At 69.9% G+C, this 26338-nt stretch carries 25 protein-coding genes; 12 read left to right on the top strand and 13 right to left on the bottom strand.

Translation table 11 applies throughout. The annotated features are described in order from the left end of the window. Positions 1-19: 19 nt before the first annotated feature. Entirely contained in the window at positions 20-589 is a 570-nt protein-coding gene (locus Acy02nite_RS12570; RefSeq protein ID WP_203740159.1) for a TetR/AcrR family transcriptional regulator, read from the bottom strand. 95 nt (positions 590-684) lie between these two features. Here Acy02nite_RS12570 and Acy02nite_RS12565 point away from each other — a divergent pair, with 95 nt between their 5' ends. Further along, complete coding sequence (locus tag Acy02nite_RS12565; protein ID WP_203740158.1) at positions 685-1596, top strand: NmrA/HSCARG family protein; 912 nt, start codon at positions 685-687, stop codon at positions 1594-1596. Between the two features lie 30 nt (positions 1597-1626). Here the strand turns inward: Acy02nite_RS12565 and Acy02nite_RS12560 are convergent, their stop codons facing one another. Further along, the gene (locus Acy02nite_RS12560; protein ID WP_203740157.1) at positions 1627-3579 is read right to left on the bottom strand and encodes a putative bifunctional diguanylate cyclase/phosphodiesterase; all 1953 of its coding nucleotides are present in this window, start codon (positions 3577-3579) and stop codon (positions 1627-1629) included. A 117-nt stretch (positions 3580-3696) separates the two neighbouring features. Between Acy02nite_RS12560 and Acy02nite_RS12555 the strand changes: the two genes are divergently transcribed. Together Acy02nite_RS12555 and Acy02nite_RS12550 are read left to right on the top strand one after the other, a co-directional pair. After that, entirely contained in the window at positions 3697-4848 is a 1152-nt protein-coding gene (locus Acy02nite_RS12555) for a branched-chain amino acid ABC transporter substrate-binding protein (protein WP_203740156.1), read from the top strand. Positions 4849-5039: 191 nt separating this feature from the next. After that, positions 5040-6566: an ankyrin repeat domain-containing protein gene (locus tag Acy02nite_RS12550; RefSeq protein WP_203740155.1), complete on the top strand. Its 1527-nt coding sequence runs from the start codon at positions 5040-5042 to the stop codon at positions 6564-6566. A gap of 97 nt (positions 6567-6663) precedes the next feature. Here the strand turns inward: Acy02nite_RS12550 and Acy02nite_RS12545 are convergent, their stop codons facing one another. Beyond that, positions 6664-7137: a flavin reductase family protein gene (locus Acy02nite_RS12545; RefSeq protein WP_203740154.1), complete on the bottom strand. Its 474-nt coding sequence runs from the start codon at positions 7135-7137 to the stop codon at positions 6664-6666. Then, positions 7134-8303 (bottom strand): LLM class flavin-dependent oxidoreductase, encoded by a 1170-nt coding sequence (locus Acy02nite_RS12540; protein WP_203740153.1) that lies wholly within the window; start codon positions 8301-8303, stop codon positions 7134-7136. The genes Acy02nite_RS12545 and Acy02nite_RS12540 overlap by 4 nt, the downstream gene beginning before the upstream one ends. Positions 8304-8565: 262 nt before the next feature. Between Acy02nite_RS12540 and Acy02nite_RS12535 the strand changes: the two genes are divergently transcribed. Further along, positions 8566-9129: a Uma2 family endonuclease gene (locus Acy02nite_RS12535; RefSeq protein ID WP_203740152.1), complete on the top strand. Its 564-nt coding sequence runs from the start codon at positions 8566-8568 to the stop codon at positions 9127-9129. Between the two features lie 4 nt (positions 9130-9133). Here Acy02nite_RS12535 and Acy02nite_RS12530 read toward each other — a convergent pair whose 3' ends face one another. Then, a complete protein-coding gene (locus tag Acy02nite_RS12530; protein WP_203740151.1) occupies positions 9134-10021 on the bottom strand; it encodes a LysR family transcriptional regulator in 888 nt (295 codons plus the stop codon). Between the two features lie 163 nt (positions 10022-10184). Between Acy02nite_RS12530 and Acy02nite_RS12525 the strand changes: the two genes are divergently transcribed. Continuing rightward, positions 10185-12875, top strand: a complete 2691-nt coding sequence (locus Acy02nite_RS12525; RefSeq protein WP_239174645.1) for a TIM-barrel domain-containing protein — start codon at positions 10185-10187, stop codon at positions 12873-12875. Positions 12876-12928: 53 nt separating this feature from the next. On the opposite strand, the gene Acy02nite_RS12520 is transcribed toward Acy02nite_RS12525, so the two are convergent. Both Acy02nite_RS12520 and Acy02nite_RS12515 read right to left on the bottom strand, forming a co-directional pair. After that, entirely contained in the window at positions 12929-13297 is a 369-nt protein-coding gene (locus Acy02nite_RS12520; protein WP_203740149.1) for a nuclear transport factor 2 family protein, read from the bottom strand. Positions 13298-13342: 45 nt separating this feature from the next. Then, complete coding sequence (locus Acy02nite_RS12515; RefSeq protein ID WP_203740148.1) at positions 13343-15346, bottom strand: M6 family metalloprotease domain-containing protein; 2004 nt, start codon at positions 15344-15346, stop codon at positions 13343-13345. Positions 15347-15444: 98 nt separating this feature from the next. Between Acy02nite_RS12515 and Acy02nite_RS12510 the strand changes: the two genes are divergently transcribed. Then, positions 15445-16083 (top strand): DivIVA domain-containing protein, encoded by a 639-nt coding sequence (locus Acy02nite_RS12510; RefSeq protein ID WP_203740147.1) that lies wholly within the window; start codon positions 15445-15447, stop codon positions 16081-16083. A gap of 2 nt (positions 16084-16085) precedes the next feature. On the opposite strand, the gene eno is transcribed toward Acy02nite_RS12510, so the two are convergent. Further along, positions 16086-17351 (bottom strand): phosphopyruvate hydratase, encoded by a 1266-nt coding sequence (eno, locus tag Acy02nite_RS12505; RefSeq protein WP_203740146.1) that lies wholly within the window; start codon positions 17349-17351, stop codon positions 16086-16088. Between the two features lie 216 nt (positions 17352-17567). Between eno and Acy02nite_RS12500 the strand changes: the two genes are divergently transcribed. Beyond that, entirely contained in the window at positions 17568-17906 is a 339-nt protein-coding gene (locus Acy02nite_RS12500; protein WP_203740145.1) for a DUF1330 domain-containing protein, read from the top strand. A gap of 114 nt (positions 17907-18020) precedes the next feature. Here the strand turns inward: Acy02nite_RS12500 and Acy02nite_RS12495 are convergent, their stop codons facing one another. Beyond that, entirely contained in the window at positions 18021-19046 is a 1026-nt protein-coding gene (locus Acy02nite_RS12495) for a glycoside hydrolase family 11 protein (protein ID WP_239174643.1), read from the bottom strand. Between the two features lie 754 nt (positions 19047-19800). Between Acy02nite_RS12495 and Acy02nite_RS12490 the strand changes: the two genes are divergently transcribed. Next, positions 19801-21177: a helix-turn-helix domain-containing protein gene (locus tag Acy02nite_RS12490; protein WP_203740144.1), complete on the top strand. Its 1377-nt coding sequence runs from the start codon at positions 19801-19803 to the stop codon at positions 21175-21177. On the opposite strand, the gene Acy02nite_RS12485 is transcribed toward Acy02nite_RS12490, so the two are convergent. After that, on the bottom strand, positions 21174-21740 hold the full coding sequence (locus Acy02nite_RS12485; RefSeq protein WP_425548274.1) for an NUDIX hydrolase: 567 nt from the start codon (positions 21738-21740) through the stop codon (positions 21174-21176). The genes Acy02nite_RS12490 and Acy02nite_RS12485 overlap by 4 nt on opposite strands. 337 nt (positions 21741-22077) lie before the next feature. Between Acy02nite_RS12485 and Acy02nite_RS12480 the strand changes: the two genes are divergently transcribed. From Acy02nite_RS12480 to Acy02nite_RS12465, 4 genes are all read left to right on the top strand, one after another. Further along, positions 22078-22329 (top strand): hypothetical protein, encoded by a 252-nt coding sequence (locus Acy02nite_RS12480; RefSeq protein WP_203740142.1) that lies wholly within the window; start codon positions 22078-22080, stop codon positions 22327-22329. Positions 22330-22517: 188 nt separating this feature from the next. Further along, on the top strand, positions 22518-22757 hold the full coding sequence (locus tag Acy02nite_RS12475; RefSeq protein WP_203740141.1) for a DUF397 domain-containing protein: 240 nt from the start codon (positions 22518-22520) through the stop codon (positions 22755-22757). A 77-nt stretch (positions 22758-22834) separates the two neighbouring features. After that, a complete protein-coding gene (locus tag Acy02nite_RS12470) occupies positions 22835-23308 on the top strand; it encodes a hypothetical protein (protein WP_203740140.1) in 474 nt (157 codons plus the stop codon). 24 nt (positions 23309-23332) lie between these two features. After that, positions 23333-24241 (top strand): JmjC domain-containing protein, encoded by a 909-nt coding sequence (locus tag Acy02nite_RS12465; protein WP_203740139.1) that lies wholly within the window; start codon positions 23333-23335, stop codon positions 24239-24241. A gap of 60 nt (positions 24242-24301) precedes the next feature. Here Acy02nite_RS12465 and Acy02nite_RS12460 read toward each other — a convergent pair whose 3' ends face one another. The 3 genes from Acy02nite_RS12460 to Acy02nite_RS12450 form a co-directional block, all read right to left on the bottom strand. Beyond that, positions 24302-24661 (bottom strand): hypothetical protein, encoded by a 360-nt coding sequence (locus Acy02nite_RS12460; RefSeq protein WP_203740138.1) that lies wholly within the window; start codon positions 24659-24661, stop codon positions 24302-24304. A gap of 114 nt (positions 24662-24775) precedes the next feature. Further along, positions 24776-25024: a hypothetical protein gene (locus tag Acy02nite_RS12455; RefSeq protein WP_203740137.1), complete on the bottom strand. Its 249-nt coding sequence runs from the start codon at positions 25022-25024 to the stop codon at positions 24776-24778. Next, a complete protein-coding gene (locus tag Acy02nite_RS12450; protein WP_203740136.1) occupies positions 25021-26214 on the bottom strand; it encodes a WXG100 family type VII secretion target in 1194 nt (397 codons plus the stop codon). Before Acy02nite_RS12450 ends, Acy02nite_RS12455 begins: the two co-directional genes overlap by 4 nt. Positions 26215-26338: the final 124 nt, after the last annotated feature.

Here is a 26338-nt window from a genome sequence, read left to right as displayed (position 1 = left end):
ACTCGTCGGACCGGCTCGATCATGGTCGGCCCGGGCTGATCCCGGCGATGGTGAGACCGAGCAGCCGGCTCGCCTCGGCGGCGGCGTCCGGGTGGTGCTCGGTGGTCAGGGCGATGCCGGTGACCAGTGACAGCAGGTCGGTGACGGTGACGTCCGGGGCCAGCGCGCCCTCGGCCGCCGCCCGATCGACCAGGGGACGGCCGGCCTCCGTCAGGCGGGCGGTGGCGCAGTGCTCGTGCACGTCGGCGGGATCGGCGACATGGTCGCGGTGCAGCGCCTCGGCCAGGCCGCGGCTGGTCGTGGCGAACGACAGCACGGCGTCGAGCCACTCCAGCAGCGCGGCGCGGCTGTCCGGCCGGCCGGCGAGTTCCCGGGCTCGGCCGGCGAGCAGCTCGGTCCGGTCCTGGAAGACCGCCGCGAGCAGCGCGTGCCGGGTGGGGAAGTGCCGCCGCACGGTGCCGGAGCCGACCCCCGCGGTGCGGGCGATCTGTTCCAGGGACGCGTCGGCGCCCTGCTCGGCTATCGCCCGGGACGCCACCGCCAGCAGCAGTTCGTAGTTGCGGCGGGCATCCGCGCGCTGGCCGGCCATCGGTTCTCCTCGGGGTTGCTAAGTGGCGGGGTCCGCCGTATCTTAACCCGCAAGAAACGGCGGGCCACGCCGTTTAGTTGCCGAGGAGCACACCGATGTCCGACCCCGTTCTCGTCGCCGGCGCCACCGGGCAGCAAGGTGGCGCGGTCACCCGCAAACTGCTGACGGCGGGCCTTGCCGTACGGGCCTTGGTCCGCGACCCGCACACCCCCAAGGCGAAAGCCGTCGCCGCTCTCGGCGCCGAACTGGTGACCGGCGACCTGCGCGACCGCGCGTCCCTGGCGGCGGCGGTGGACGGCGTCCGGGCCGTCTTCTCCGTCCAGATGCCCGAGGTCCGCGACGGGGCGTACGACTTCGGCGGCGAGCTGCGTCAGGGCATCAACCTGGTCGAGGCCGCTAGCGCCGCCGGGGTGCCACAGTTCGTGCACTCGTCGGTGTCCGGCCTGGACCAGCTCGCCACGGCGCCCGGTCACGACACCGGCCGGTGGGCGCCCCTGGAGCCGTACTACGCGGCCAAGGCGGGCGTCGAGGATCGCGTACGGGAAGCGGGTTTCTCGGTGTGGACCTTGATAAGACCCGCCTTCTTCATGGAGAACTTCCTGCTCTCCGCGGCCTACCTGCTGCCCCGTGGCGCAGCCGGCGGCATCGTCACCGTCCTGCGGCCGTCGACCCGGCTGTCCCTCGTCGCGGTCGACGACATCGGCGCGGTGGTCGCCGAGGCCGTGGCCCATCCCCGGCGGTTCCATCGGGTCGAGCTCGAGCTGGCGAGCGACTACCTGCCGATGACCGCGATCGCCGACACCCTGTCGGACGCCCTCGGTGTCCCGCTCACGGCACCCGACATGACCGAGAGCGAGGCGCTCGCCGCGGGCATGCCGCCCTATGCGGGCCTGCCGATGGAGTTGATGAACGTGGCCGGGCAGCCGGCCCGCCCGGAGTTCGCCCGGGCCCTGGGTGTTCCGCTCACCTCGTTCGACCGGTGGGCGCACGAGCACCTGACGCGCTGATCCCGGCCGGGACCGCGCCGCCCGGATCCCTCAGCGCAGCGGTGCGTCGGTGACGGCCGGCCGGGTGGTCGCGGACCTGGCCACCGCCTCGGCCCGGCGGCAGGCCTCCGGCAGCTCCGCGGCGGGAACCGGGTGGCTCAGCACGTACCCCTGGGCGTGATCGCAGCCCATCTCCCGCAGCCGGGCGAGGGTCGGCAGGTCCTCGACGCCCTCGGCCACCACCCGCAGCCCCAGGTTGTGGCCCAGGTCGGTGGAGCTGCGGACCATGATCGCGTCCGGGGTGCCCTCCGCGAGGTTGCGGACGAACGTCCCGTCAATCTTCAACTCGTCGGCCGGCACGTCCCGCAGTTGCAACAGCGAGGAGAACCCGGTGCCGAAGTCGTCGACCGACACGGCGACGCCGCTCTCGCTGACCCGGCGCAGCATCCGCAACGCCGAGCCGGCGTCGCCCATGATCCCGGTCTCGGTCAGCTCCAGGCACAGCAGCTCGGCGGGCAGGCCCGCGGCCACGATCGTCGCGAGCACGGTCTCGGCGAACCGGTCGTCGCCGAGCGCACCGGGCGACACGTTCACCGCGACCCGGCAGGACCAGCCCGACGCCAGCCAGATCGCGGCCTGCCGGGCGGCGACCCGCAGCAGGTGGTAGGTGAGCCCGGTCTCCAGGCCGCCCCGCTCGGCGACCGGGAGCAGCGTGGCCGGCATCACGAGCCCGTGCGTGGGGTGCTGCCACCGGACCAGGGCCTCGACCGCGGTGACCTTGCCGTCGCCGAGCCGCACCTGCGGCTGGTACCAGAGTTGCAACTGCCCGTCCGGGTCGCCGGTCTCGAGCAGGACCCGCAGGTCCGCGAAGAGCCGCATCCGGTCGTCCTGCGCGTCGGCGTCGGTGCCCGGGTCGTAGACGGCGACCCCGCCACCACGGCGCTTGGCGCGGTACATGGCGGTGTCGGCGTGCCGGAACAACACGTCGGCGCTGTCCGCCGGGCTGAGGGCGACCCCCAGGCTGGCGCCGATCGCGGCCAGCTGATCCTCGATCCGGAAGTCGCGGTTCAGCTCGGCCACCAGCCGGTCGGCGAGACGGACGGCCTCGGGCAGGCCGCTGACGCCCGGGATCAGCACCGCGAACTCGTCGCCGCCGAGGCGCGCGACGACACCGGCCTCGGCTACATGCCCGGACAGCCGCCGGCCCGCCTCGATGAGCACCTGGTCGCCGGCGTGATGACCGATGGTGTCGTTCACCGCCTTGAACCCGTCCAGGTCGATGACCATCAGTGCCGCCGGGCCGCCGTCCCGGGCCGCCAGGTCGAGCGCCTTCTGCAGGTCCTGCTGGAACAACGCGCGGTTGGGCAGGCCGGTGAGCGGGTCGTGCAGGGCCTGGTGCCGGCTGTCCGCCGCCCGCTCGACCAGGCGCCGCTGGTAGCCCAGCACCATCCGCATGATCATCGCCACCAGCGTCAGGCCGGCGCCGAACCCGATCGCGGTGCCCACCAGCAGCCGGCCCTGCGTGTTCCGCAACAGGGTCACCTGCCGCTGCGCGTACTCGTGGTACGAGCGGGCGACGTCGTCCACGTCGTTCTGCAGGGAGTAGAAGGCCGGCGTCACCTCGAGCCGGTCGAACTGCGCGAAGCCGGGGTCGCTGTCGGCCACCTTGGCGATCAGTTGCTCGGCGAGCCGCCGGTAGGCGATCTGCCCGGTCAGCAGGGCCTGCGCGTCCCGCCGGATCTGCTGGTCCGCCGACTCGGCCAGCTCCGCAAGGGTGCGCTCGGCGCTTCCGGCCACCTGTTCGAACCTGCTCAGCACGGCGACCGACGGCTCGACCTGGTAGTGGCGCAGGTTCACCTCCTGCATCGCGACCGCGATCCGGGCCTCGGTGAACTTCTCGTCCACGATCAGGGCGGCGCTCTGCTGCTTCGTGGCCCGGGTGGTGCCGATCGTGCCCTGCAGGACATAGCCGGCCAGGGCGAGGAGCACGACGGCAAGCGACACCGTCGGCAGAAGGCTGCGGCCCCGTATGCGCCCGAACACATTCCCTGTTTCGGCAGCTTCCGCACCGGCCCAAGGAAAACCGTTCAGTTCCGGGCGGATCGCGTCGATCGGACCGGTGTGCGTGCCCGCAGACCCTTCGCGCTCGCCGCCGCCCTCGTCGTGCTGGCCGGGCTGCCGGCCTGCTCGGGCTCCGGCGGCCCGGAGCCGGCCGCGTCCCCGTCCGCGAACGTGATCCGGCTGGCCGGCGTGCTGCCGCTGACCGGGCGCAGCAGCCACACCGGCGAGTCCATGCTCAACGGCGCCCGGCTCGCGGTCAGCGAGGTCAACGCCGTCGGCGGGGTGCTCGGGCGACAAGTGGAGCTGGTGGCCGAGGACGACGCGTGTGATCCGGGCACCGCGGTCACGGCGGCCCAGGCCGTGGTGAAGCGGGACGTGGCGGTGTCGGTCGGTGGTTACTGCAGCAGCGCCGTCGTACCCACCCTGAAGATCTTCCGGGACGCCGGGGTGCCGATGGTCATCGCGCAGGCGAACTCGACCGACCTCATCGCGCCCCACTACGACAGCGTCTTCCTCATCTGCGGCACGGTCACCGCGGAGGCGGTGTTCGCCGTCGACTGGATCAAACGGCTCGGCGGCAAGCGGGTGTCGATCGTCCACGACGGCACCAGCTTCCCGCTCACCCTGGCCGACTCCACTGCGGCACGGGCCCGCGCCACCGGCGAGCTGACCGTGGCCGGTGAGCTGAAACTGAGCCAGGGAGCCACCGATTACCAGCGGATCGCTCAGGCGGTCATCGCCTCGAAGGCCGACACCGTCTACTACACCGGCTACTACGGTGAGGCCAACCAGCTGATCAAGGATCTGCGGACGAAGGGCTTCAGCGGACGGATCGTCGTCGGGGACGGCGCCACGGACGGCCCGCTGCTCGCCGACCTGAGCGAGGGGCAGAGCCGGGACGTCTACGGCACGGCGCTGCTCATTCCCGAGTTCATGCCCGAGCTGGCCGAGTGGTCACAGCGCTACGAGCGGGCCTACGGCGCCGCGCCGGGCCCGTCGAGCGCCGAGTCCTACGACGCGGTGATGGTCGCCGTCGACGCGATCAAACGCGCCGGAAGCACCGGTCACGACGCCCTGCGGGCCGCGCTGAGCACCACCGCTCATGCCGGCCTGTCGGGGACGGTCAGCTTCAACGCCGACGGCACGCGCACGGTGCCCAAGTTCCTGCTGCTCAAGGCGGACGGCAAGAAGTTCCGGCTGGCCGGCGGCTGACCGGCCCGATCACCGCACCGGCGACGAGCGCGCCGCCGGGCCGGGCAGGACACGGGCTAAGCTGGCGGCGGCTGCCAGGAAGCCGCCGGTCCGCGGGAACGGGCTCAGCCCGCCTGGGGTTGTGGCATGGCCACCATCGTTCTCCTTTCGGCCTGATCGAGCGGACATCAGGCGGACGAGAGGAGATCGTCGTGCCGGTCCTGGACATGCCCGACCGCCCTGACCTAGACAACTTCCGCAGGCAGGCCCGTTCCCTGCAGCGATCCGCCCGGGCCGGTGACCCCGCCGCGACGGCCCGGCTGGGCGAGCACTTCCCCGGCGGGGTTCCCGGTGGCCCGCCCCTTGCCGCCGCGCAACTGGTCGTCGCCCGGGAGTACGGGTTCGCCAGCTGGCCCCGGCTCCGGCGATACCTCGCCACGGTGGCCGAGCACGGCTGGGAGACCGGGCTCGGCGCCGTCCCGGCCACCGCCCCCGCCGACGAGTTCTGCCGCCTGGCCTGCCTGACGTACGGACGCGAGGACGGGCCGGAGCGCCGGGCCCGGGCCCGGGAAGTGCTCACCCGGCATCCCGGCCTGACCACCAACCACATCTGGGCCGCCGCCGCGGCGGGCCGCCCCGATGACGTCGCCCGGCTGCTCGCCGCGCGGCCGTGGCTGGCCGTGGAACGGGGCGGCCCGTTCCGGTGGCGGCCGCTGTTCTACCTCGCCTACTCGCGACTCGACCCGGCGCCGCAGGCCGAGGAGGTGCTCGCGGTCGCGCGGCACCTGCTCGACGCCGGCGCCGACCCGGACGAGGGCTACCTCTTCGATGCCCTGCCGTCACCGTTCACGCTGCTCACCGGGGTGATCGGCCTCGGCGAGCTGGGTCCGCGGCATCAGCCCCGCCACCCGCACTGGCAGGCGCTGGGCCGGCTGCTGCTCGACGCCGGCGCCGACCCCAACGACGCGCAGGCCCTGTACAACGCGATGTTCACCCCGGACGACGCCCACCTGGAGCTGCTGTTCGCCTACGGCCTCGGCACCGGCGGGGCCGGTCCCTGGCACACCCGGATCCCCGAGCTCGACCCGCCCGCGCGGCTGCTGCGAACCCAGCTGCGCTGGGCGATCGAACACCACCAGCCCGCCCGGGTACGGCTGCTGGTCGAGCACGGCGTCGACATCCGCTCACCGTTCGAGGGCGACGGGCCCGCGTGGGCACCCGGAGACGGCCGCACGCCGGTCGAGCTGGCCGAGCTCAACGGCGAGACCGGGATCGCCGCCCACCTCGTCGCCCGGGGCGCCGAGCCGCCCGCTCCCGACCCGGTGCGGGAGCTGATCGCCGCGGTGCTGCGTGCCGATCGCCACATGCTGGGCCGGGTCTGCGCCGGCCATCCCGATGCCGTGGCCGAGGCCCGCCGCACCCGTCCCGGCCTCGTCGTGTGGGCCGCGGCCCGAGGGCTGTCCGCGGCGATTCCCCTGCTGGTGGAGCTCGGTTTCGACGTCAACGCCTACGGGCGCGGCGACGCGCCGGTCGAAGAGCCGTGGGAGACCGCGCTGCACCACGGCGCCGGCAACGGCGATCCGGCGCTCACCCGGCTGCTCCTGGACCTGGGGGCCGACCCAGGGTTGCGCGACCGGCGCTTCGGCGCGACCCCGCTGGGCTGGGCCGAGCATCTGCGCCAGGAAACGACCGCCGCCCTGCTCCGGCCCGTCACCGCGACCCCGGCCGACGACCGCTGACCCGCGGCCGCGCCGGCCTGCCCTGCTCTGCCGCCGGGGAACGGGCAGCCTGCCTTGCTCTGCTGTCAGGGAAAGAGCAGCCTGCCTTGCCCTGCCGTCAGGGAGTGAGGAGCCGGCCGAAGCCGGAGCGGTGGAACACCAGCGGCGACGGTCCGTCCGCGTCCGCGACGGCGTGCAACCGCAGCAGCACGATGGTGTGATCGCCGGCCTCCACCTCCCGCTCGATCGAGCAGTCGAAGCGGGCCAGGCCGTCGTCGAGGGTCACCGCGCCGGCCGGGGTCACCGAGGCCCGTACGCCGTCGAAGCGGTGCTCAGCCGGCCCGGCCAGTTGCCGGCAGACCGCGTCGTGATGGTCGGCGAGCACGGTGATCCCGAGATGGCCGGCGCGGCGCAGGACCGGCCACGTCCTCGACGTGTTCGCGACCGAGAACGACACCAGCGGCGGGTCCAGGCTGACCGAGGTGAACGAGCTCGCGGCCAGCCCGGTCAGCTGCCCGTCGACCGAGGCGGCGACCGCGACCACGCCGCTCGGGAACGTGCCGAACGCCCGGCGCAAGCGGGCCGGGGTCACCGCGTGGCCCGGCCGGCGGCGGCGAACGGCACGGCGACGTGGTGACGGCGCCGGGGCCGTTCGTCCTTCCACAGTCCACGCTCGGCGAGGATCGGCAGCACCCCCTCGCCGAACCAGTAGGCGCCCTCCAGATGCGGATAGGCCGACAGCACGAACTCCTCTATGCCCAGCGCCGCGTACTCCGCGATCCGGTCGGCGACCTGCTCGTGGCTGCCGACCAGGGCGGTGCCGGCGCCACCGCGGACCAGGCCGACCCCGGCCCACACGTTCGGGTACACCTCGAGACCGTCCTTCGAGCCGCCGTGCAGGTCGAGCATCCGCTTCTGCCCCTCCGACTCGCTCAGCCGCAGACCCTGCTGCACCTTGGCGATCATCTCCGGGGAGATGCCGGCGAGCAGCCGGTCCGCCTCGGCCCAGGCCTGCTCGGCGGTGTCCCGGGTGATCGTGTGCATCCGGATCCCGAACCGGATCGGCCGGTGGTCCGGCCCGCGGCCCTGCTCGGCGGCCAGCTGACGGATCCAGGCGATCTTCTCGGCCACCGCGGACGGCGGCTCACCCCAGGTCAGGTACACGTCGGCGTGCTTGGCGGCGACGATGCCGGCGGCGGGGGAGGAGCCACCGAAGTACACGGCCGGAACCGGGTCCGGGATCTGATCCAGCCGGGCCGCGTCCACCGACAGGTGCTCGCCCCGGAAGTCGACGGTCTCACCGGCCCACAGCCGCCGGACTATCTCCAGGAACTCGTCGCAGCGCTGGTAGCGGGCGTCCTTGTCCAAGTAGTCGCCGTACATCCGCTGCTCGTGGCTCTCCCCGCCGGTCACCACGTTGAGCAGCAGCCGGCCCTCGCTCATGTTCTGGAACGTGCCGGCCATCTGCGCGGCCAGGTAGGGCGAGACCAGCCCGGGCCGGAACGCGACCAGGAACTTGAGCCGCTCGGAGGTCTGGCTGAGCATCGCGGTGCTGAGCCACGCGTCCTGGCACCAGGCGCCGGCCGGGGTCAGCGCCGCCTCGAACCCGTTCTCCTCGGCGGCCCTGGCCACCTGCGTGAGGTAGCCGATGTCGGCCGGTCGCCCGGAACTGCCCGCCGACAGCCCGTGGCCGCCGCCGACCACCTGCCGCCCGTCGCCGCCGTTGGTGGGCAGGAACCAGTGAAACTTCAACGACATGGGTGTTCCTCACCTAGAACCCGAGATTACCTACAGACTCACTAGGTTTTGACCCCAGGACAACCATTCCGGCGTACGGATCTCCCGACCACCCCATCGGTCCCGCCGAACCCCGACTTCGCCGTTCGTCGATCGTATGACAAGATGCCCCATGACAACTGGTCTCGGGGCTAGTATTCTTTTGTTGGCGTGGTCGTGCCCGATGCGTGTCGCACGGGTCGGTCCGACGTGGCACGCTGATGCCGAAGGAAGAGGCGAGCGAATGAGCGTGGCCGTGATCGAGCACCCGGGACCTTGGAGCGAAGAGGAATACTTCGCGCTCGGCGAGACCCCGAATCGGGTCGAGCTGATCGATGGGAGCTTGTGGGTGAGTCCTTCACCGAGTAAGCGGCATCAGCACATCGGATTCCTGCTCACCAGGGAACTCCACGATGCGGCACGAGGCGTTGGCCTCCTCGTACTCCAGGAGGTCAATCTGCGTTTGGCCAGCGGTCGCGTCGTGGAGCCGGACATTGTCGTTGCCGCTACCGACGACATGGGTATGACCGTCGAGGGGGCGGACGCCAAGCTGGTTGTCGAGGTGGTCTCGCCGAGCAACGCGGGCACGGACCGATTGTCCAAGGCGCAGCTGTACGCGGCAGCCGGGATCGAGTGGTATATGCGTGTGGAGCAGCCGCAGAATTCGGTGGAATTGCACCTTCAGCGCCTGGTCGGCGACCACTACAAGACGGCCGTGGTGGCGCGCCCAGGGGAGACGATCACGCCGGACGAGCCGTTCCCGTTCCGGCTGGAGGTGGCGGCGCTGCTGCCGGAGTGGCGCGGCTGACCGGTCAGGGTGTGGTTCCGGCGGCCAGGCGGAGGATGGTCTGCTCGAAGTCGTGGACGGTCGGCGGCACCCGGTCGAAGCGCCGCCGCAGCAACAGCATCGTGACCGGCGGGACCGGCTCCGTGAGCGGCCGGGCGGTGATCACCCCGGCCTGTTCCAGCGGGTCGCCGTGAATGCTGTAGTCGGGCAGGATCGTCGGGCCGGTGCCGTTGGCGACCAGCACCTTGCCCATCTCGGCGCCGTCGGTGGAGATCGTCTCGCCCGGCGGGGTGTCGCCGAAGAGTCGCTGCGCGAGCCGGTGCATCAGGTATCCGGGGCGCATCGCCACGAACGGCCGGGCCCGCAGATCCTCGACGCCGACCGAGGGCAGGCCCGCGAGCGGGTCGTCGGCCCGGCAGCAGACGACCGGGGTGCCGCGCAACAGGACGGTCCGTTCCAGGGCCGGCGGGATCGGATCGTCCGGGAAGACGTTGACCAGGCCGACGTCGAGGCGGCCCTCCAACAGACCCTCCTGGATCTCGGCCTGCAGCAGCGCCGCCACGTCGACGGTGGTGTGCGGGTGGCCGCGCCCGAACTCGCGCACGCTCGGCACCAGCAGCGCGGAGGTCCCGGCGTTGACCGTGCCGACCCGGATGGTCCGGATCGTCGCCGCGTTCTTGAGCTGCGCGACCCCGGCCAGGATCTCGGTGATCACCGGCAGCAGGTCCCGCCCCTCCGGGCTGACCCGGGCGCCGGCCCGGTGCCGTTCCAGCAGCGGCACGCCCAGCTCGCGTTCCAGGCTGCTAATCCCTTCGCTGAGCGCCGACTGCGACACGTGCAGCTGTTCGGCGGCGCGCCGCAGCGAGCCGTGCTGCGTCACAGCCGCCAGGTACTCGAGCTGTTCCAGACGCATCGTCCAAGCGTAGGCCGTACGCCGGGAGGTTTGTTTGATCCATTGACATTTGTTACTGGCGGATGACAGCGTTGTCACCGACAGATCTCATCGCCACCGATGGGGGTTTCCCTTGCGCGATCTTGTCCGAAGGAGGGTCGCTGTCGCGGCCTCCCTGGCTCTGGTGTCGAGTGGCCTCACCCTGGCCTCGTCCACCTCTGCCGAAGCCCACTCGAAGAAGCCCCGGAGCGTCGTCTCCGGGAACGCCCGCTTCCAGGTGCTGTCGCCCACGCTGATCCGCACCGAGTACGCGCCGAACGGCAAGTTCACCGACGCCGGCACCTTCAATGTGATCGGCCGCGACGACTTCACGCCGGCCCGGTTCACCCAGCGCGTCTCGCGCGGCTGGCTGACCATCGACACCGGCGCGGCCACCCTGCGGTACAAGGTCGGCTCCGGAGCCTTCACCGACGACAACCTGACGGTACGGCTCAGGACCGGCAAGCAGACCGTCACCGCCGCGCCGTGGGCCGGCCGGGGCGCGCCCGAGTGCGTGCCCGGCGCCCTGTGCGAGGCGGAGGAGTTCGCGCTGGCCGGGCCGAGCGCGGCGACGGATCACCGGGACTACACGGGTCGCGGCTTCGCGGCCGGTTTCGAGGGCACCGGCGCGTCGGCCACGTTCGCGGTCACCCCGGCCGCCGCGGAAGCTCAGCAGCTCACGGTGCGGTACGCGAACAGCACCGGCGGGGACGGCCAGAACGTCACCCGCACGCTGACCGTCACCGTCGACGGCGTCGCGGCCGGGACGCTGAGCCTGCCGCCGACCGCGAACTGGGACACCTGGGCGCTCGCCTCGGTGCCGCTGAGCCTGACCGCCGGGCGCCACGAGGTCAGCCTGCTGCGGGCGGCGACGGACTCCGGCAACGTGAACATCGACAGTGTGGCGGTGCTCGCGCCGGGCGCCGCGTACCCGGGGCCGGTCCCGCCCGCCCCGCAACCGTGCGCGTTCGGCACCCTGTGCGAGGCGGACGCCGGCGCCCTGACCGGTGGCGGCAAGCTCGCCGACGACCACAACGGGTACTCCGGCGACGGCTTCCTGGCCGGGCTGGAACGGACCGGCGCCGGGACCGCGCTCACCGTGACCGGCGTGCCGGCCGCGGGCACCTACCAGGTGCAGTTGCGGTATGCGAACGGGCAGGCCGGCAGCCAGCCGGTGCAGAGCCGGACGGTGGCGGTGACGGCGAACGACGCCCCCGCGGTCACCGCGACCCTGCCGCCGACCAGCGGATGGGACTACTGGCGTACCCAGTCAATCTTGGTCTCTTTGAAGGCCGGGACGAACACGGTGAGCCTCGGCTGTCCCAGTGACCAGAGTTGCCACGTCAACGTGGACACCGTCGCGGTGACCGCGAAGCACGCGCCGCTGCTGGCTCCGCACGCGCCGCTCGGCGGTTACCGGCGCGGCCTGGACGGCGTCGACGGTGGCGCGCGCACCTATGCCGGGCTGCTCTTCCAGGACGGGTGGTCGCTGGTCGACGACTCGGCCGCGGCGCACCCGGACGGTTACGTCTTCGCCTACGGCCAGAACTACCGTCGCGCGCTGGACGAGTTGTCGACGCTGACCGGCCCGACGAAGCTGCTGCCGAAGTGGGCCTACGGCGTGTGGTACTCGGAGTACTACGACCGTACCGCCGCCGAATTCGAGTCGATCGTGTCGCGCTTCAAGAGCGAGGGTGTGCCGCTGGACTCGCTGGTCATCGACACCGACTTCAAGTCGCCGGACAGGTGGAACGGCTGGTCGATCGACCCCACCCGGTTCCCGGACTGGACCGCGTTCGCGACCTGGCTGCGCAAGCAGGGGGTGCACACCGGGCTGAACATCCACCCGAGCATCCTTGGCTCGGATCCGCACTTCGCGCAGGCGCAGCAGATCGCCAAGGGCAAGCTGAAGCGGACCGGCTGCAACGGCGGCGCGGACTGTTACGTCTTCGACTTCAATGACGCCGACCAGTTGAAGGCGTACTTCTGGCTGCACGACCAGATGGGCGCGACCGGCGTCGACTTCTGGTGGCTGGACTGGTGCTGCGACGCCTCCCAGGGCCTGGACGCCCGGATCAACCAGGAGTACGCCGACAAGACCGGCTTCGCGTTCTCCCGGGCCTACGGGTCGTTGCAGGCCGGCGGTTACGGCAACCCGGGCCCGCTGGCGACCGGACCATGGGCCGACAAGCGGACCACGCTGCACTTCACCGGCGACGCCATCTCGAACTGGGAGACGCTGCGGTTCGAGGTCGGCTACACGCCCGGTGAGTCGGCGGCGACCGGGCTGGCCGCGATCAGCCACGACATCGGCGGGCACACCAACGGGCTGCAGGAGCCGGGCGGTGAGCCGGGCAGCACCAAGCTGCCGGACGACCTGTACGCGCGGTGGGTGCAGATGGGCACGTTCCAGCCGATCGACCGGCTGCACTCCAACCACAGCGACCGGTTGCCCTGGCAGTACGGACCGGCCGCGAACGCCTCCGCGAAGAAGTTCCTGAACCTGCGGAAGAAGCTGCAGCCCTACACGTACGCGGCAGCCGCGGAGGCCACCCGCACTGGCACCCCGATCGTGCGGGCGATGTACCTGGCGTACCCGAACGAGCAGGAGGCCTACGCGAGCGCGGGCAGCCAGTACCTCTACGGGCCGGACCTGCTCGTCGCACCGGTGACCACGCCGGGCACGACCGCGTCGACGACGGTGTGGTTCCCGCCGGGCAACACCTGGACGGACTACTTCACCGGCAAGCGGTACGCGGGCGGGACCACCGCCTCGATCACCACGACGCTGGACACCATGCCGGTCTTCGTCCGTTCCGGGGCGAGGAAGCCGTAGCAGCGCGACGGCGGTGCTGGGCCGTGAACGTGGCCCGGCACCGCTGCCGTTCGTTACTCGCCGGCGTCCAGCAGGAGCGTGTGGACGCTGACGATCCGGCCGCCGGCCACCTGCGTGATGTCGACGCCGCGCACCACCGGTGGCTGCCCCTGCGGGCCGAAGCCCCAGGCCAGGTAACCCAGGTCCTGCACGACGTGGATCGGCCCGGCGGCGGAGAAGACGAAACCGGGTGCCTCGTCCAGGATCTTCTGCGCCTTGGCGTCGAGCTCGTCGTGCCCGGTCACGGTCTCCTCGGGATCGGAGAACGTCACGCCGGGGGCGTAGACGCGGCCGATCGCCGCCCGGCGCCGGTCGCCGTCACGCTCGTTGAAGACGTCGAACAGGTTCGCTCGGGTGAGCTCTTCGACGGAGTCCTTGATCATGCCGCGAACTTACCCGACGTTTGTACGAGGGCCAGGAGGACGAGGTCAGCGGCGCACCGTGCAGGACGTCGTGACGGTCGCCGCCGGGTTGCTCTCCGACGTGATCGTCACCGCTGTGCGCGACCGGCCCTTGACGTAGACGTCCACCGACGATGTCCGGCCGGCGGGCACGCCCACGACCGTACGCGGAAGGGTGGCTCCGGAGGCCGACACCCGGAACACGTCGTCACCACGGCCGGTGTTGCGGACCGGAACGCTGCAGCGCGCCCAGCCGGACGAATCCGTGCGGGCCGTCGCCGGGGAGGCCTGCACACCGCGGCGCAGCGGGCCGGCGCCGTCCAGCGAACGCACCGCCACCTGGTAGGAGAGCACCCCCTGCCGGTCCCGCTGGCGGCCCAGCACGTAGAACTGCAGGCGGTTGGCGGCGTCGGTGTGCTCGAACTCGCTGCCCGACCCGGTCCCGGCGTGGAACAGCGCGTCCGACAACTGCCGGTAGTCACCGATCGTCATCTTCTGCGGCGTGCCGTCCGGCAGCACGAAGTCGACCTTGTCGATGTCCTGCGGGTTCGCGTCGACGGTCCAGATGAACGGCGCGCTGTCGGCGTTCTTGGTCTTGGCCAGCAGCACCCCCGAGTCCGGGGTGAACGAGTCGAAGCCCATCCGGTCGACCACTTCGAGGGTGTAGTTGTCGTAGCCGCCGCCGTCACAGTAGGGATCGGTCGCGGTGTCGCAGGCCGGGGCGTGGTCGCCGCCGTCGAGTGTGACGTTGATCCCGGCCAGGCCGCGGCCCTCCACCTCCCGCGCCGTGACCCTGGTCAGCACCACACCCGAGCGGGTCAGCGCGTCGCGGGAGAGCTTCAGCACGGCGTCGTCGTCGACGATCCCGAGCTTCATCTTGTTGCGCAGCATGTGCTGCGCGCCCATCGACGACCCTCCGGTGCCCGGGATCAGCCAGCGGCTGTGCGGCCCGCCGGGCCCGTTGAACGTGCCGCGGCTCAGCATCTCCCACGGCCCGCTGTAATCGCGGCGGGCCGGGACGCTGTAGGGATTGTTGTAGTTGTCGCCGATGCCCAGGATGTGGCTGAACTCGTGGGCGTAGGTCGACATGCCCGAGCTCTCCGCCTGCAGCGAGCTGCCCTGGGTGGCGTTCGGCCAGACGTTCGACGAGGCCGCCCAGGAGGTCCAGTCGACGTACCGGGTCGCGTTGGAGTTCGGCAGCGCGTCGTCCGGCGGCCCGAACTCCTCGGTGACGTCGTTCTTGGTCTGGAACTTCATCTGCCCGAACTCCTGCCAGGTCGACGATTCGTCCTGGCCCGCGGAGAGGAAGAACACGAAGTCGAACGAGGCCGCTTCCTCCTCACCCACCGCCGCGGTCCAGGCCGATTTCGCGTCGGTACGGATGTCGCGCCCACACTTGTCGCCGGCCGGGCACCCGAGCCCGCGCTGCATGGAGTTCTCGATCCCGTACTCGTGACTCTTGGCCGGCATCTGGTAGACCCCGAAGGAGCTCAGGTCGATGCCGTACCGGCCGTTGGAGTCCTCCATCCAGTATTCGTGAATGGTGTGACCGCGATTGAGCTCGCCCGGCTTGTTCAGGAAGTCCCGATAGAACGCCGGAACGGCAGCACGATCCAGATTCTGTACGCCGGAAGGGTTGCCGTAGATGGTGGAGTTGGCCGGCTGCGTCACCACGAACGGCTGGTTCGGGAAATCCACCAGCACCAGCGCGCCCTTGAACGTACGCTCCGAGCCCCGCACCGCCGGGTCCGCCCAGTTCGTGCCGGGCACCGCACGGTAGTCCGCCCAGGTCATCGTGTCCGGCAGCTCGTAGTGCTGCGGGTCGATCGGCTGCGGCCCGCCCCGTTTCGCCAGCGCGGCCACCTCGTCGCGCTGCCACGGCTGTGTCTGGGGCCAGTGCCGCATCCGCCACGGGGTCTCCGGGTCGGTGCCACCGGGCGGAGCGGCGCCGGCCGGGGTCGCGGCGACAGCTCCGCTCACTGCCAGGATCGCCACGGACATGACCGAGATCAGACGCCGCGCGGTAGTCATGCCCGCCATCCTGGCAGACCGATCGACGCATCTCAATGACAGCGGGGTGCTGACGGGCTGGCGTACAGTCGGAAGCTGATCGAATCGGGGAGTTATCCATGCCGCTAACGCCGGCCGACGTCCACAACATCACCTTCCGCAAGGCCGCGCTGGGTAAGCGCGGTTACGACGCGGACGAGGTCGACGCCCTCCGTGAGGAGGTCACCCAGGAGATGATCCGGCTCCTGGAGGAGCGCGAGAGCCTGGAGGAGCAGGTCCGCCGCGCCGGCCCCGACGACGAGACCGGGAAGGATCTCTCGGTCGTCAGCGACGAGCTGAACCGCGCGCTGCGCGCGCGGGAGAAGGCGGAACGTGAGGCCGACGCTCTGCAACGCCGGCTCGAGCAGGCCCGCCGCGCCGGCCCGCCGCCCGCGCCCGCGCAGGCTCCGGCGCCTGAGGTGAACGAGCAGGTCCTGGCCATGGCGCAGCACACCGCCGAGCAGCACGTGCTGGACGCCGACCAGGAGTCCGGCCAGGTGCTGGCCGACGCGCGGGAGCAGTCCGAGCGGCTGGTCCAGCAGGCCCGGTCGACGGCCCTCGACATCGAGCAGGACGCGCTGCGCCGTGACGGCGAGGCGGTGATGCAGCTCAACGATCGGCGTTCCGCCCTGCAGCACGAGATCGCGGAGCTGACCGAGTTCGCCGAGCACTATCGAGCCGGGCTGGCCGACGACGTCCGTCACCACGGCGAGTTCTGAGGTCACGCCGGGCGGGTGTACCTGGCCGACCGCCCCAGCTCCTCCTCGATCCGGATCAGCCGGTTGTACTTGGCGGTCCGGTCACTGCGCGACAGCGAACCGGTCTTGATCTGCCCGCACCCGGTCGCCACCGCCAGATCGGCGATCGTGGTGTCCTCGGTCTCACCGGAACGGTGCGACATCACCACGCGGTAACCGGCCCGGTGCGCGGTCTCCACCGTGCGCAGCGTCTCGGTCAGCGTGCCGATCTGGTTGACCTTAACCAGGATCGCGTTGGCGTAACCGCCCTCGATGCCGCTGGTCAGCCGGTCCGCGTCGGTGCAGAACACGTCGTCGCCGACCAGTTGCAGCCGGTCGCCGGCCCGCGCCGTGAGCGCCTTCCAGCCGACGAAGTCGTCCTCGGCCATCGGATCCTCGATCGAGCTGATCGGGTACCGGCCGGCCAGCTCCAGCAGGTACGCGATGTGCTCGTCGACCGACCTGGTGACACCCTCACCCCGGTAGACGTAGGCGCTGCCGTCGAAGAACTCCGAACTCGCCGGGTCCAGACAGATCGTGACGTCACTGCCCAGCCGGTACCCGGACTCCTCGACGGCCCCCGTGACGAACCGCAGCGCCTCGTCGGCGTCCGCGAAGTCCGGCGCGAACCCGCCCTCGTCCCCGACGTTCGTGCTGTGCCCGGCCGCGGCCAGCCGCCGCCGCAGCGTGTGGAAGATCTCCGAACCCATCCGGACCGCCTCCGCGAACGTCGGCGCGCCCACCGGGGCGACCATGAACTCCTGAAAGTCGAGCGGATTGTCGGCATGCGCGCCGCCGTTGACGATGTTCATCATCGGCACCGGCAGCCGGGTCGCGCCGACCCCGCCGACATAGCGGTAGAGCGGCTGCCGATGTGCGGCCGCCGCGGCTTTCGCGGTCGCCAGCGACACCCCCAGGATCGCGTTCGCACCCAGGCGGCCCTTGTCCTTCGTACCGTCCAGCTCGATCATCGTCGCGTCGACGAGCGCCTGGTCCTCGGCCTCCAGCCCGCACACCGCCCCCGCGATCTCACCGTTGACCGCGGCGACCGCCCGGGTCACACCCTTGCCGTGGAACCGCCCCGGATCGCCGTCGCGCAACTCGACCGCCTCGTTCGCCCCGGTCGACGCCCCGGACGGCACCGCGGCCCGGCCGCGCGACCCGTCCACGAGCTCTACGTCGACCTCGACTGTCGGATTGCCGCGGCTGTCGAGGATCTGCCGTCCGAAAACCCGATTGATGGCCGTCATCACATACTCCCTGGTCGGTTGTCGTTGCCGGACCAGACTGGCCGTCCTGGGCGCCGCTTGTCATCGCGACGAGGATCGCGTTGACCCGTACCCCGAGGTGCGGGTCTAAGGTGCAGCGTCGCCGGCTCACGATTACCTCGCGGGTAATCGCCGGCATTCCCTCGTGACGGCACGATCGGTGGGGTCAGCACCGCCGCCGCATCGAAAGGCCTCAAGATGACCGCGTACGCCGTCGCGCACCTGCACACCACCAGCGACCACGAGGACGTGCTGAACTACATCGAGCGGATCCAGGACACGATGGACCCCTACGGCGGGCGCTTCCTCGTGCACGGCACCCCCGTCGAGGTGATCGAGGGGGAGTGGCCGGGGGCGCTCGTCATGATCGCCTTCCCGGATCTGGGCGCTGCCCACGCGTGGTACGACTCCCCGGCGTACCGCGAGATCCTGCCCCTGCGCACCGACCACGTGACCGGCGACATCGTTTTCGCCGACGGGGTGCCGCACGGCTACGACGCCCGCAAGACCGCCGCCAGAATGCGCCACCAGTCCTGACCGGCTGCTCTTTTCTGCCTTCGACACTTACGGATCCGCGCCGATGGCGATCTTGGAAGGTGGCGCGGCGGGTTCGCCCGCCGCGCCACCGGTGTTCTCCGGGTGCCGGTACTGTCAACTCGTCCGGCAGGTGACCGTCGGCCAGGTCCAGTTGCCGTTGGCCATGATCGTCACGCCGAAGTTGTTGCCGTTGCCGTTCGGCCGGGCCGTGACGCTCCCGGTCGTGCCGCTGACCGCGGCGTTCCAGCTGTTCTGCAGGCTCTGACCGCCGTTGAGGTTCAGCGTGACGGTCCAGTTGCTGGCGTTCTGCACCGCGACGTTGAGGTTGAACCGGTCACCGTACTGCTGACCGGCGGAGAGAACGGCCGTGCAGTTGCTGCCGGGGTTCTGCGTCGGCCCGCTGGACGGCGTGGTCGGGTTGCCCCCGCCTTCCTGGACGGTGATGTCGGAGCTGCCCTGGCTCTGGTAGCCCTCGGTCGCCATGATCTGGTAGGCCCAGCTCGTGCCGAGGTTCAGGCCGGCCCGCGCCCAGGCGTCGAAGTGGTTGGCCGTGGTGATGGTGCCGCTGCTGCGCTTCTGCTGGCGGACGCTCCAGTACTGGTAGAACGTCGCGTTGCCGTCGATCGACGGCTGGTTCACCCGCTGGGTGCGCAGGATGTCGTACGTGCCGCCGTCGGTCGTGACCGTACCGAGCCGCTGGGCGCCGGTGCTCGGGTTGTAGCTGCCGTAGTTCTCGACGATGTAGTACTCGATGAGCGGGTTGCGCGTCCAGCCGTACAGGGCGAGGTAGGTGTTGTTGTTACCCGGGTTGTAGTTGCCCGAGTAGGTGATCGTCCGGCGGCTGCCGGTGGCCCAGCCCTTACCGCCGACCCAGTTGTTGGTGCTGCGGTCCCAGCTGCTGGAATACCGGCCGTCGGCGCGCAGCGTCATGCTCGCGTTGCCGCTGTCCTTCCAGAACGAGAAGTAGTACCCGTTGTGGGTCCCGGTGGTGTTCGAGCTGACGGTCCGGTCGGCCTCGGCGTGCGCGGCACCGGCCGTCAGCACCCCGGCGACGGTCATCGCCACGGCACAGGCGGCGCCGGTGAGCAGGCGGAGGCGGCCGCGCCTGCGGCGGTTGGGGGGAGCGAGATCTGCGGTCATTTGAGTGCGTCCTCCTGACAGAGGGGGCGGGGAGCGGTTCCACAGGCACGACCACCCGAGGTCGGGATGTGCCGGCGACGAAGACGGTCATCACCGTGCAGCGATATCGCACCCGTGGCGGGGGTGACAGTCATTGAGCACCGTCATTGCGTGATCCTGACCGTTCGGCCATGCCTTGTCAACAACTTCCGGAAATGTATCGGAAATATCGATCTTGGTCCCGCGTGATGGCGAGGAAGATAAGACCTGGTGGATGGCGCCTTTCACCCGCATTGTGATGCGGATGTGTTATCTCATGGCTACACGGGAGGAGTGTGAATACCGAGCGTTCCGAAACTTTCGGACTGCGGCACCGAACGTTTCGCGATCACCATGATGCGGGTTTTCGAAGGCTCGCCCCCGAGGCGGAAACGACGAGGGCGACCCGGGCCCACGTTTCTAGCGGACGCAAGTCGCCCAGTCGCGCTCATGGGCCGGACGTTGCACCATGCGAACCACCCCACCGTCGTCCCCGGCAGTCCACTGCACCGGGCAGTACGACACCTGCGCAGTTTCGAGGTCGAGGTCGAGGTCGTCGGAATCAGTGGGTGACGGTCCACCTCAGCGGTCGCTGCATCGGGTAGATGCTGCACGCCGGAACGGGACCGAGAGATTGTGTGCCCTCCGGAAACGTCCGGCTCAGGGCTATGGTGTCCGGTGATGCCCGGTTGGGAAAGCCGGGATCACCGTTCATCGGAATCGTTGGGGGTGGCCGATGCCACGGCGGATCGTTGTTGCCCATCCCGACTTCGGCCGCAAGCTCAAGGACCTGCGTGAGCAGCATGGATTGTCGCTGCGCCGACTCGGCGGGATGATCCATTGTTCGCACGGCCACCTGTGGGATCTCGAATCGGGGACCAAACGACCGAGCATGTCCGTCGCGGTTCTGCTCGATCAGGCACTCGAAGCGGGTGGGCAGTTGTCCGCCATGGTGTCCGAGGTGTCAGCCGACACCGATGCCCGGCCCGTCGCTTCCGGACAAGTGTTGGTGGCCGCGCCGTCCGGGCTGGAGTTCGCGCCGGACTGGCGGCAGGGCATAGATGTCGCTGTTGATCTTTGGCGAGGCGATATGCAGCGGCGGAACCTGCTTCAGCAGGTGAGCTTCAGCGCGACGGCCTTCCTGCCTGCGGCGATGCGATGGTTGATGTCGTCGCTCGACGAGCGCCCGGCCGGGACCGGTGAGCGGCTGATCGGGGCAGCCGACGTCGAGACCGTGCGCCGGATGACCTCGACGTACCGGACGCTTGACAATCAATTCGGCGGCGGCCACATCCGCGACAGCCTGGTCCGGTTCCTCAACGCCGATGTCACCGAGCTGATCAATGGTCGCTACGACGCGGCGACCGGCCGCCAGTTGCTGTCCGCGGTCGCGGAGACGACCCAACTCGCGGGCTGGGCTTCGTACGACGCCGGTATGCACGGCTTGGCGCAGCGGTACCTGATCCAAGCTCTTCGCCTGGCGGCTGGCGCCGGTGATCGGGCGCTCGGAGCAGAGATCTTGGCAGCGATGAGCCATCAGGCCGCGTTCCTGCGGGCATCCGGCGAGGCGGTGGATCTGGCCAAGGCCGCCAGCCGTGCAGCGGCCGAGGCGGGTATCGCCGCGATCGAAGCGGAATCGGCGGTCCTCGAAGCCCAAGGTCATGCCGTCGGCGGCAACGAGAAAGCCTGCGCGACGGCGCTGAATAGGGCCGAGGCGATCTTCGACAAGGCTGACCGGACCAGCGAGCCGCAGTGGATCGGCTACTTCGACGAGTCGTACCTGGCGGCCAAGTTCGGTCACTGCTTCACCGCACTCGGCCGAGGCGACATCGCGACACGGTTTGCCACCCGGTCGCTGGACATGGATGGCCGGCAGTATGCGCGGGGACGGCAGTTCAACCTCGTCCTGCTTGCCGTGGCGCATACGCAGAACGGCGAGCCGGAGGAAGCCGCACGGATCGGTGTCGACGCGGTCGAGGCCGCGGAAGGGCTGTATTCGTCACGCGCTCGCGACTACCTGACCGACCTCGCCGATCGTCTCTCCAAGCATGTCGGGTTACCTGCGGTGCAGGACTTCGCCGAGCGGGCCCGGCCGGTCCTGGCCAGCGCCTAGAGTTTGCCGGTCGCCTTCCGGAGCAGCAGGGCGAGCAGCCCGGAGACGGAGCCGGCGCCGACGATGGTGCCGTTGTCGATGTGCTGCTGGATCTCGTCGAGGGGGATCCAGCCGAGGCGTTCTGCTTCGTTGATGTCCGGGGCCGCGCCGGTGAAGTCGGCGCCTCGGGCGAGGTAGACGATGTTCTCCTGGTCGATCGTGCCGACCATCGGCTGGAAGCTGATCAGCTTCTCGATGCTGCGTGGCCGCCAGCCGGTCTCTTCCTCGACCTCGCGGGCGGCGCAGGTCATGGAGTCCTCGGCCGGGTCGAGGTAGCCACCGGGCAGTTCCCAGACCCAGCGGTCCACGATGAACCGGTGCCGCCACATCATCAGCACACGCTCGTCGTCGTCGAGCACGATGACCATCGCGGCGGCCGGGATACGCAGAACGTACTGCTCGAAACGGACGCCGTCGGGTAGCTCCACGTCCGCGATGCTCAGCACCGCCCGCCGGGTGTCGTCGACGACGCGTTCCCCATGGATGGTCCACTCACTGGCCCGTTTCGGCTCAACGCTCATCAGCGCACAGTAGCCGTACTCCTTCCGGGTTGTACTCCGACACCTGTCGCGTCGGCTGACAGCGGCTGACGCCTGCCGGCTTCATTTCCGGGTCACCGGACCGCCACGCTGTAACCGAAACACCTGGTGAACAGCAGCGAAGCCCACGGCGACCGTCGCACCACACCGGCCGCCACCCCCTTGGATCGAGACCGGGCATGCAGTCCCCGCCGCGCCAGAGCAACCTGCGGACCGGTGGGACCACCGTGACAGTACGTCGCTGGTCGGCATGCCCTCGATATCACGGAAGGCAGGACATGGCGACGACCACGAACCACCGCGTTCGCGGAGGTGCACCCCAGTGGTGGCGATAGCGGCGACGAGCGCGCTTCTGGTGGGGTTCCTGGCAGGCCTGATCAGCTTCAAGGTCAAGAGCCGGTGGTGCCCGCACTGCGGCGCGATGACCACCGCCGACCTGCCCGCACCGGCCACCCCGCCACACACGCCGAGCGCACCGAGTTGGTCGGCGTTGCCGACGGAGTCCTACAACCAGGTCGGGCGAGCGGGAGCGCTCACCCCGGCTCAGCGGCGCCGCGCGAACGGCGGCCACTGATGCTGGTCCCGAGGACGCCACACCAGCCCGACCGGCCGAGCACTTCTCCATCAACGCCGAGCGATCGACTTCTCGGCTTCTAAGCGCCCGGTCCAGTCGCCTTCCCCGCAAAGACGACGACCAGACCGGGGCGAATGCACCACCCGCGAGGACGGACCTCGTGGCGCGCACGCAAAGGAGAGCATGCCATGGACACCGACGACCTGTACTGGGTCGAGGTCCCGGAAACGGCGTTCCGCACGCCGTGCGGCGGCAACATCGGCGGCAGCCTGGAGTCCTGCGTCTCGTTCGCGGACATCCCCGGCGAGCCCGGCGCCTACGCCATCCGCGACACCAAGCTCGGCGCGGCCAGCCCGACCCTGCGCTTCAGCGCGGCGGAGATGACCGACTTCGTCACCGCCATCACCGGCCCGAGCGACAACGCCTGATCCGCAAGCCCAGTTCACACCGGGTGGGCCGTCGGGAGGGCGGCCCACCGCACCTGACAAAAGATTGAGGAAGCGGGATGACCTCCGGGCACTGGCACGGGTATCTCTGGACTGGATCGAGCAAGGATCTGAAGGACGAATCACTGCGCCGGCCCGGTGCACCGGGCACACCTCAGGCCCAGGAATTCCTCCGGTCGTCACTGCCACCGATGCGGCTCGGCCACTACCTGTTACGCCGCAACGCCGTGTCGGCCGATCTCACCTGGACCGACGTCGACGAAGCCATCGACTGGATGGCTGCCACCTACAAAAGCCACCCGCCCATGGAAGGCGACGTCGGATTCCCCGCCGTAAACGGTGCCTCACCGCTGGCCTACGACGTCGGACTGGACGCGCGCAGAACGACCTCCCGTGACGGGCTGATCAACGGCGTGGACGCCTACTGGCAGTACTACACCAACCCGAACGGCGGAGTCATCGGCTGTGCGGCCATCTGCTGTCCGCACAGCCACCTGCCCGACATCCCCTGCCCGCTTCCGCCCCGACCCTGACCACTCCCGCCCGCGGAGGACGACGTGTCCCTCAGGATGCTTTTCGATCAAGCGACGTACCAGTCCATGATGACCACCTGGCCCACCAAACCAGCAGTCCACGACCTACCCGAAGGCAGCCACCTTCCCGCCATCGTCAACGCGAAACTGCTCAACACCTACCTCGATACTGGCTGCGCGCCCGCCGACGAGATCAATGTCGTCAAGGACGGCGCCGCCCGGCACCCCCGTGCGTACGCGACCGCCGGCAAGCTCGACCCCGCACGGATCGCGATGTGGCGCGAGCGCGGCTACAGCTTCCAGATCCGCAACCTGGACCGCTGGTACCCGCCGCTGCACGCCATGTGCCGAGCCATCCAGCACGAGACCGGCTTCGGCTGCTACGTCACCGCATTCGTCACACCCGCCGGCACCCAGGGCCTCGACTACCACTGGGATCAGAACATCGGCATCGTCTACCAGGCGTCCGGTACCAAGACCTGGCAGATCTGGCGGCCTGTCGTCGAAGAACCGCACCACGGTTACAAGGCGTCCAACACTCAGCCTCTCGGGGAACTGGTCGAACAGCTCAAGGCTGACGGCCCCGACTTGGAGATCGAGCTCAAACCGGGACAGGTCCTCGTGCTTCCGCGCGGCTGGGTCCACAACCCCCACGCCCTCGACCAGAGCGCGGACAGCGTCCACCTGACCTTCGTAATCCGCGAACGCACCGGCTTCTGGATCGGCGAGAGGCTGGCCAAGGCCGCCATTGAGTCGACCCCGCTGCGACGCGTGATCGCCCCGGCCGACATCGTCGGCGAAGCCGCGCTCGCCGCGCAGATCGATGAGGCTCGGAGCACCCTCGTCGGCTGGCTCGGCAAGGTCGACATCCAAGTGTTCGCCGCCGAGTTGCTCGACACCGCCCGGACCGAACTCGAGCCTGACTACATCTGACGACCAACCAGACCACCCGGCTCGGCAGGGACTTCCCCGTGGTTCCCGCTGAGCCGGGTCTCATCCGCCGTTCGATTCCGGTTTCCGGCCGAGCATCGATGAAGTCCAGCCACCGACCGCCCGGAGCGCAAAGCCATCATCGAGGAACTGATCGCCGAGATCCGCATCATCGGTGACGAGATCATCCCGGTGTTCCGGCTGCCCCGCGACGAGCCCGTCGCCGGTGGACGCGGCGGGTGTCGCCGCGTCCACCGGCGACGGCAACGAACCGGATCCGATTCGCGCAATGCCGAACCCGGTGGGCCGGACGTTGCACCATGCGAACCACCGCACGGCCGTTCCCGGCAACCCGCTAACAGGACGTTTAACCAGCTCACGCGGCAATCGAGGTCGGGCGTGAACGCTGACGAAGTCAACCAACCGGCGACTGAACGTCACGAGACGCGAGTCGGACAGCACCGACCCCGCCGTCCTGCTGAGTGGCACCAACCGCAACCAGCACCGCGGCGATGCCGACGACGCATCGAGGTCGAGTCACTCCCCGGCCAGTACCGCGCCTTCTCGAACAGAGTCAACGACGTCCGTGTCAACGGCAACCGTGGTCTTCGACGATGCGGCGTGCAGTTCGATGGATCTCACCACCGCAAGACCGGAGGGTACGCCGCCGTCCAGGACTGTTAGTTCGTCGCCGATGCGTAGGGCTTCACCCTCCAGGTGCCCGGTGACGAACAGCCATGGGCGGCTCGACAAGCGGTGCACTCGCTCTATGGTGAGCCGGGTCATGCGCGGTTCCTCCTCCATGTCTCGACGAAGCCTTCCTCAGCCCCGTATGCCTCATCCTCCAGCGGTCCCGTCATGGTCGTGATCCGGCCATCCTCGTGTTGGCGGACATGCACACTTTCATGTCCGAGCGTCCGCACCAGTGTCTCCTCGTCCTGGAACGCCGCGGGGCCCAGCTGGATGCCGAGCGAGTCGGTCCTGGCCACAGCACCCTGGAAATCCAGGTAGGCGATGTCATCGGCACTCTCGACGACTTCGACAGGTACTCCCCGGAAATCAACGCCAGCCATTTCGGCAAAGTGCTGGACAGTTTCCGCCGTTCGCGGCAAACCGACATCTTGCTCGAGAACCTCACGATTCGACAATGCTCCGGGCCGCGAGTACAGACTCACGCCGCGAGGTGCTGCCGGGCTTGCCGGTTCGCTGCGGCCGAGTCGTGCGAGTAGCTGCTTGAGACGGTCGAGGATGCTGGCGAGCTCGCCGAGCTTGCCCCTCAGGCGGCGCAGGCTACTGAACAGGGCCCGGATGAAGTGCTGGATCCGGTTGACCCACTTGGCGACCAGGGTGCCGACCTGCGCAGCCACCACCGGGGTCGCCAGGCCGAGCGTGACGCCTTCTTCGGCCAGCCACTGCGGCAACCGCACCGCCAGCGTCGCAACAAACTGGGCGATCAGGTCACGGACGATCTCCCGGACCAGCCCGATCAGCAGACCGGCGCCCTCGACCGCGTACGAGATCGTGTTCGCGACGGTCGCGATGCCGTCGACGGCGGCGAGTTGCTCACCGGCATGAGTGCGGTAGGCGTCGCCCGAGGCGCCGTACCAGTCAGCGGTCTGCATGCGAATCGCCGCTGCATACTGCTGATGGGCTTCCGCCGTGGATGCAGCGACGTTCCGCCAGGTCGCCGCATGCGCGGCGATCTCGTCGGGCTTCCCGGCAAGCCAGTCGAGAGCGTCCTTGAGCGGCTTGACGTGCTCCATCAGCCAGCCGACACCCCAGGCAAACAACGAACCGAACGGATCCACCGCCGTCGCCAAGACATCCAGGCTTCCGCCGACCCCGCCGAGCGTGGCATCGACCCAACTGTTGTTCCGGATGCCGTCGCTGACCTGCCGGGCATCTTCGACCAACCCCAGCCCAGTAGACCAGGTCGTCGAACTCTGCGCCCGGGCGACGAGCGGATTGTCGCTCACAACAGCGGCTCGGGCCCTCGGCCCGCCTCGGTCAACCGGCCAGCGCTGTCGACATCAGTGGCTTCGATCGTCGCCGCTGTGGCATTGAGTTTGAGCGTCGTCTCCGACAAGGCGTCCACCGCAC

This window comes from Actinoplanes cyaneus (assembly GCF_016862095.1).
In the GTDB taxonomy this organism is placed as follows: domain Bacteria; phylum Actinomycetota; class Actinomycetes; order Mycobacteriales; family Micromonosporaceae; genus Actinoplanes; species Actinoplanes cyaneus.
Note: the sequence above shows the minus strand (reverse complement) of the source record. Positions and strands in the feature narration are given on the sequence as shown.